This window comes from Haloferax sp. s1 (genome assembly GCF_058382125.1).
In genome coordinates this window covers 1-4,717 of sequence record NZ_JBZRPK010000442.1, presented here as the reverse complement: position 1 = coordinate 4,717, position 4,717 = coordinate 1, and the positions used below count along the sequence as shown (strand labels likewise).

5 protein-coding genes are annotated in these 4,717 nt (G+C 62.6%); 1 reads left to right on the top strand and 4 read right to left on the bottom strand.

The genetic code is table 11. The annotated features are described in order from the left end of the window. Window positions 1–64: 64 nt before the first annotated feature. Both QT222_RS06275 and hemB read right to left on the bottom strand, forming a co-directional pair. On the bottom strand, window positions 65–1,519 hold the full coding sequence (locus QT222_RS06275; protein ID WP_491476664.1) for an ammonium transporter: 1,455 nt from the start codon (window positions 1,517–1,519) through the stop codon (window positions 65–67). A 373-nt stretch (window positions 1,520–1,892) separates the two neighbouring features. After that, window positions 1,893–2,885, bottom strand: a complete 993-nt coding sequence (gene hemB / locus QT222_RS06270) for a porphobilinogen synthase (protein WP_491476663.1) — start codon at window positions 2,883–2,885, stop codon at window positions 1,893–1,895. A gap of 94 nt (window positions 2,886–2,979) precedes the next feature. Here hemB and QT222_RS06265 point away from each other — a divergent pair, with 94 nt between their 5' ends. Continuing rightward, on the top strand, window positions 2,980–3,492 hold the full coding sequence (locus QT222_RS06265; protein ID WP_004058641.1) for a DedA family protein: 513 nt from the start codon (window positions 2,980–2,982) through the stop codon (window positions 3,490–3,492). Between the two features lie 72 nt (window positions 3,493–3,564). On the opposite strand, the gene QT222_RS06260 is transcribed toward QT222_RS06265, so the two are convergent. Both QT222_RS06260 and QT222_RS06255 read right to left on the bottom strand, forming a co-directional pair. After that, window positions 3,565–3,729, bottom strand: a complete 165-nt coding sequence (locus QT222_RS06260) for a DUF6757 family protein (RefSeq protein ID WP_004045157.1) — start codon at window positions 3,727–3,729, stop codon at window positions 3,565–3,567. A gap of 182 nt (window positions 3,730–3,911) precedes the next feature. After that, entirely contained in the window at window positions 3,912–4,706 is a 795-nt protein-coding gene (locus QT222_RS06255; protein WP_491476665.1) for a PHP domain-containing protein, read from the bottom strand. Between the last annotated feature and the right edge of the window lie 11 nt (window positions 4,707–4,717).

Genomic DNA, 4,717 nt, shown 5'->3' with positions numbered 1-4,717 from the left:
AGCTTGCGGGGGCGGTTGATGGCCATGCGGAGCTTGATCCCGTCGTTCCCGGTCTCAGTCCCGCTCATTGGTTTTCACCCCCGTCGCCTGCGGCCGAATCGTTGCCTTCAGTCCCGGCCACGCCGTTGTCGCCAACGACGTCGCCGTCAGTCCGGACATTGTTCCCACCGTCAGTCCGGACATCGTTCCCACCGTCAGTTGCGGCGCGCGTTCCAACGCCACGGTCGGGACCCGATTCGCCGATGAACTCTGGGTAGACCGAGACGCCGTGTTCGCCGATATCGAGGCCTTCGAGTTCTTCTTCCTCCGAGACGCGGAGGCCGAAGACGGTGCCAGCGGCCGCGAAGACGACCGCCGAGGCGACGATGGTCCACAGGGCGATGATGCCGACACCGGCGACCTGCATGACCAGTTGCGTGGCCGAAAAGCCGCCGACGGCGAACACCGGAATGAGGGCCGTGCCGACCGCGCCGGCGACGCCGTGGACGGCGAAGACGCCGCACACGTCATCAATTTTCAGCGAGTCGGTGGTCCAGCGGTACGCGGGCAGGACGATTGCGCCGCCGAGTGCGCCGAGGACGAGACCGCCCCACCACGTGACGTGCGGGACAGCGCCCGTGACGGCCACAAGTCCGGCGAGCAGACCGTTCGCCATCCAGAGCGGGTCGGGCTTACCTTGGTAGTTCGTGGAGACGACCATCGCGGCCACCGCACCGGCACCCATGCCGAGGGTCGTCACGAGCGCGACGCGGCCGAGTGCGGCACCCATGAACTCCAGACCGCCGCTTTCGGTGGTTGCGAGGACGGTCGCCTGCGTGCCGACGTTGAAGCCGTACCAGCCGAACGCGAGGATGAGCGTCCCGAGGACCGCGAGCAGCATCGAGTGGCCCGGAATAGGCTGGCTCTCACCGCTCGCGTCGAAGCGACCCTTGCGCGGGCCGACCATCTTCGCGCCGACGAGACCGGCGACGCCACCGCACATGTGGACGACGGTCGCACCGGCGAAGTCGAGGTAGCCGACGCCGAGCGCGGCACCGAGATAGCCGCTTCCGGAGAGCAGGCCGCCGGACCACGTCAGGCCCTGTACGACGGGGTAGATGAATCCCGTGATGGTCGCCGCGAAGACGACGTACGCACGGAAATCCATGCGCTCTGCGACGGCACCGGAGACGATGGTGGCGGCGGTCATGGCAAAGACGGCACCGAAGAGCCAGTCAATCCACGCGCCGGAGTCGCCGATGTACGAGAACGCGGCGGCAACGTCGAAGCCGCCCGGCGAGGTGAGACCGCCGATGATTGTCGCCACGCCCGCACCGACGACGAAGTACACGAGGACGCCGAGCGCCCAGTCGGTCATGTTCTTCATCAGCACGTTCCCCACGTTTTTCGCGCGTACCTGCCCTGCCTCTAAGAGCGCGAACCCCGGCTGCATGAAGAAGATGAGGAACGAGACGACGAGTATCCACACGTAGTTGACCCCCTGTGCGACGACTCCGGGGTCGACCTGCAATGGAATCACGCGTGTTCACCTCCGTACGCAGACGGTGGACAGTTTGGTACTTTCCTACCGAATTCGTATTGATTGTGGTTGTTTAGCACGCTTCGACTTCATGATAAGGTAATACATAAAGTGAAGTGTTGGGATTGTCAACTTTAGCAGGGGATAGAAAGACGTATGGACAAAATGAGTAAGAATATTACGCATATAAGGTTGTAATCCGTCCACCAAATAGACGGTTGTCTGCCTATCTGTGGACGGACGTTCACGTGAATATTGCCAAAATTGGGCTGTTTCGATGTGCGCGTCGTGCTATCGACTCTTTCGCTCCGGTCGTCTCTGTTTTCGTGGCGCGGTCGTTTCTCGTCTCGAAATTCGGCCGTTTCGGGTGTGGTCAGCGGCCCGCCGAAAGCTGCTTCGCCACGCTTTCGGCGAAGTACGTAATAATGAGGTCCGCACCAGCGCGTTTCAGCGACAGGAGCGACTCGTGGGCGACACCGTCGAGGTCGAGCCAGCCCTTCTCGGCGGCGGCGTGGAGCATCGCGTACTCGCCGGAGACGTTGTAGGCGGCGACCGGATGGTCGTATGCTTCGCGGATGTCCCGAATGATGTCGAGGTACGGCAGTCCGGGCTTGACCATCAGCACGTCCGCGCCCTGCTCCACGTCGAGGGCGACCTCGCGCATCGCCTCGCGGGCGTTGGCGGGGTTCATCTGGTAGTGTCTGCGGTCGCCGAAGGCGGGCGCGCCGTCGGCCGCATCGCGGAAGGGACCGTAGAAGGCGCTCTCGTACTTCGCGGCGTAGGACATGATTGGAATGTCCGAGTAGCCGGATGTATCCAATCCCTCACGGATGGCACCGACCATCCCGTCCATCGCGGCGGAGGGGGCGACCATGTCGGCACCGGCTTCGGCGTGCGAGACGGCGGTCTTCGACAGGAGGTCCAGCGTCGGTTCGTTCTCGACGGTGAGCGTCGGGTCGTCTTCGGCGTGTTCCTCCACAATGCCACAGTGCCCGTGGTCGGTGTACTCACAGAGGCAGACGTCGGTGATGACGTAGGCGTCCGTCTCGGCGGTGATACGTCGAACGGCTTCTTGCACAACTCCATCGCTTGCGTACGCGCGAGAACCCTGCTCGTCTTTCGACTCGGGAATCCCGAAGACGATGACGGCCTCGACGCCCGTTTCGAGCACTTCGGAAACTCGGTCGACCGCCGCATCGACCGGCACGCGCTCGTGTCCCGGCATGGACTCGATGGGAACACGTTCGTCGGCCGTCGCGTCCACGAAGACGGGTGCGACGAGGTCCGTCGCGTCGAGTGTCGTCTCCGAGACGAGAGGCCGTATTCCGTCCGTTCGAAGCCGTCGCGGGCGGTCGGTAAGGTCCATACGCGGGCTTCGGTCGGCGGCGGCAAAATGCCGTCGCTATCATCGTGGCTGACCATCACAACCGCTTTGTCGCCGCTCGAAAAACGTGCTATCGATGAGTTCCGTCGTCGCCGAACTTCCGGATTTCCTCCGCGAACTCCTCGTCTCTGATTTCGCGTTTGTCGTCCTGTTTTTCGTATTCGTATTGGAGGGTGCGATGCTTCTCTACGTCGCTCCGAGCGAGTTGCTCGTTCCCGGGGCGTTGATTCTTGTCGGCGAGGCGTACCTCCTTCCGATTCTCGGCATCGCCGTCCTTGGTGCTACTATCGGGCAGTTCGCACTGTTCCTTCTCGCAAAACGAGGCGGGCGCGAGTATCTCCTCTCGCGGTCGTGGTTCCGCATCGACGAGGCCAAAATCGACCGGTTCGACGGCTGGTTCGACCGATGGGGACCACTCGTCGTTCCGGCGAGCAACGCGATGTTGTTCACACGCGGGATGCTCACGGTGCCCGCGGGATTCGCCGAGATGTCGTCGCGGCGGTTTCTCGTGTTGTCGGCGGCGGGAACGCTCGTGTTTGAGGGCGCGCTCGCGGCGCTCTATCTTCTCAGCGGGCAAGTCCTGGCATAAAGTAGCCCGGCCCTGGTGGGCGGTTGGAGGTGGTAGGGAGTCCTTATTCGGGGTGCGTCCGTGAGTAGTCCGTCACTTCGTTCGGTTAATGTCAAGCTTCTCTTTCAGGGCGGCGAGTTCTTCAGACTCGGCAAGTTCCTCGACCCGCTTGCGGAAGTGTCGCTCGCAGAGACCGACCTTGATGTGGTCTTTCTCGGCGGCGTATGCGGCCTCACGGTCGCAGTAGTGACACTGCATACGCCCTCTTCGGTTCCGATAGGATTTAACTCTACGCCCCAGACAGTCGGCGCAGTTATTCGCGTATTAATACCGGTAGCGTCGCTGACAACTGTAGTTAGGTGCATGGACAACTCCGGTTAGTAATACGGATAACTAGGTTAGAGACGCGAATATAGCGGTTAGAAGCGTGGACATTCGGGTTAGAGTCCGTCTACCGCGGCGGCAAACCGAGCGAACTCGGATTCGGGCGGTCCGGCACGACCGAGCGTCTCGTCGTGGGCGTCGCTCCCGCCGGTCGCGAGGAGGTCGTACTCCTCGATTGCATCGTCGACGAGACCCGTGTCGACTTCGTATCCGTACGGATAGTATCGCTCGACAGCGTCGAGGTCGACACACAGTTCGAGCGCGGTGACCGGGTCGCGATAGCGGAACGGGTGTGCGAGACCGACCACTGAACACGCATCGCGGAGAATTTTCACGCCCTCGTCGAACGACGGGAGGTCGCGCGCGACGAAACACGGTCCGTCCGCGCCGATGAGTTCGTCGAACGCTCCCTGATAGTCGTACGGTGCGTCGCTGGCTTCGATTGCGTGGGCGATATGGGGTCGACCGATGCCCTCGTGGAGGTCCAAATCGAGGTCGACGCCGGTCGTCTCCTCGACGTATTCGACGATTTTCCGCGCGCGCTCGATACGATTCGCTTGGAGTCGTTCGACCTCGGCGGTGAGTGCCGGGCGCTTCTGTACGCCGTAGCCGAGTAGGTCGACTCGACGGTCGCCCGCGTCGACCCGTAGCTCGATGCCGTGGATGATTGTCACCCCGCCGCGCTCCACGACCGGCGCATGGAGTTCCGGGTGGTAGCGGTCGTGGTCTGTTACAGCGACCACATCAACACCACCCGCGAGAGCCGCATCTGGGAGCGTATTGATGGTGAGCAGCCCGGCAGAGGCGGACGTATGGAGGTGCAGGACCGCAACTGGCGGGACGAAGATAATGTGACGAGAAC

Bases quoted from the DNA above. Each gene is read 5' to 3' on its own strand.
- hemB (WP_491476663.1), bottom strand. From the start codon at position 2,885: ATGGACCTTACCGACCGCCCGCGACGGCTTCGAACGGACGGAATACGG.
- QT222_RS06265 (WP_004058641.1), top strand. From the start codon at position 2,980: ATGAGTTCCGTCGTCGCCGAACTTCCGGATTTCCTCCGCGAACTCCTC.
- QT222_RS06260 (WP_004045157.1), bottom strand. From the start codon at position 3,729: ATGCAGTGTCACTACTGCGACCGTGAGGCCGCATACGCCGCCGAGAAA.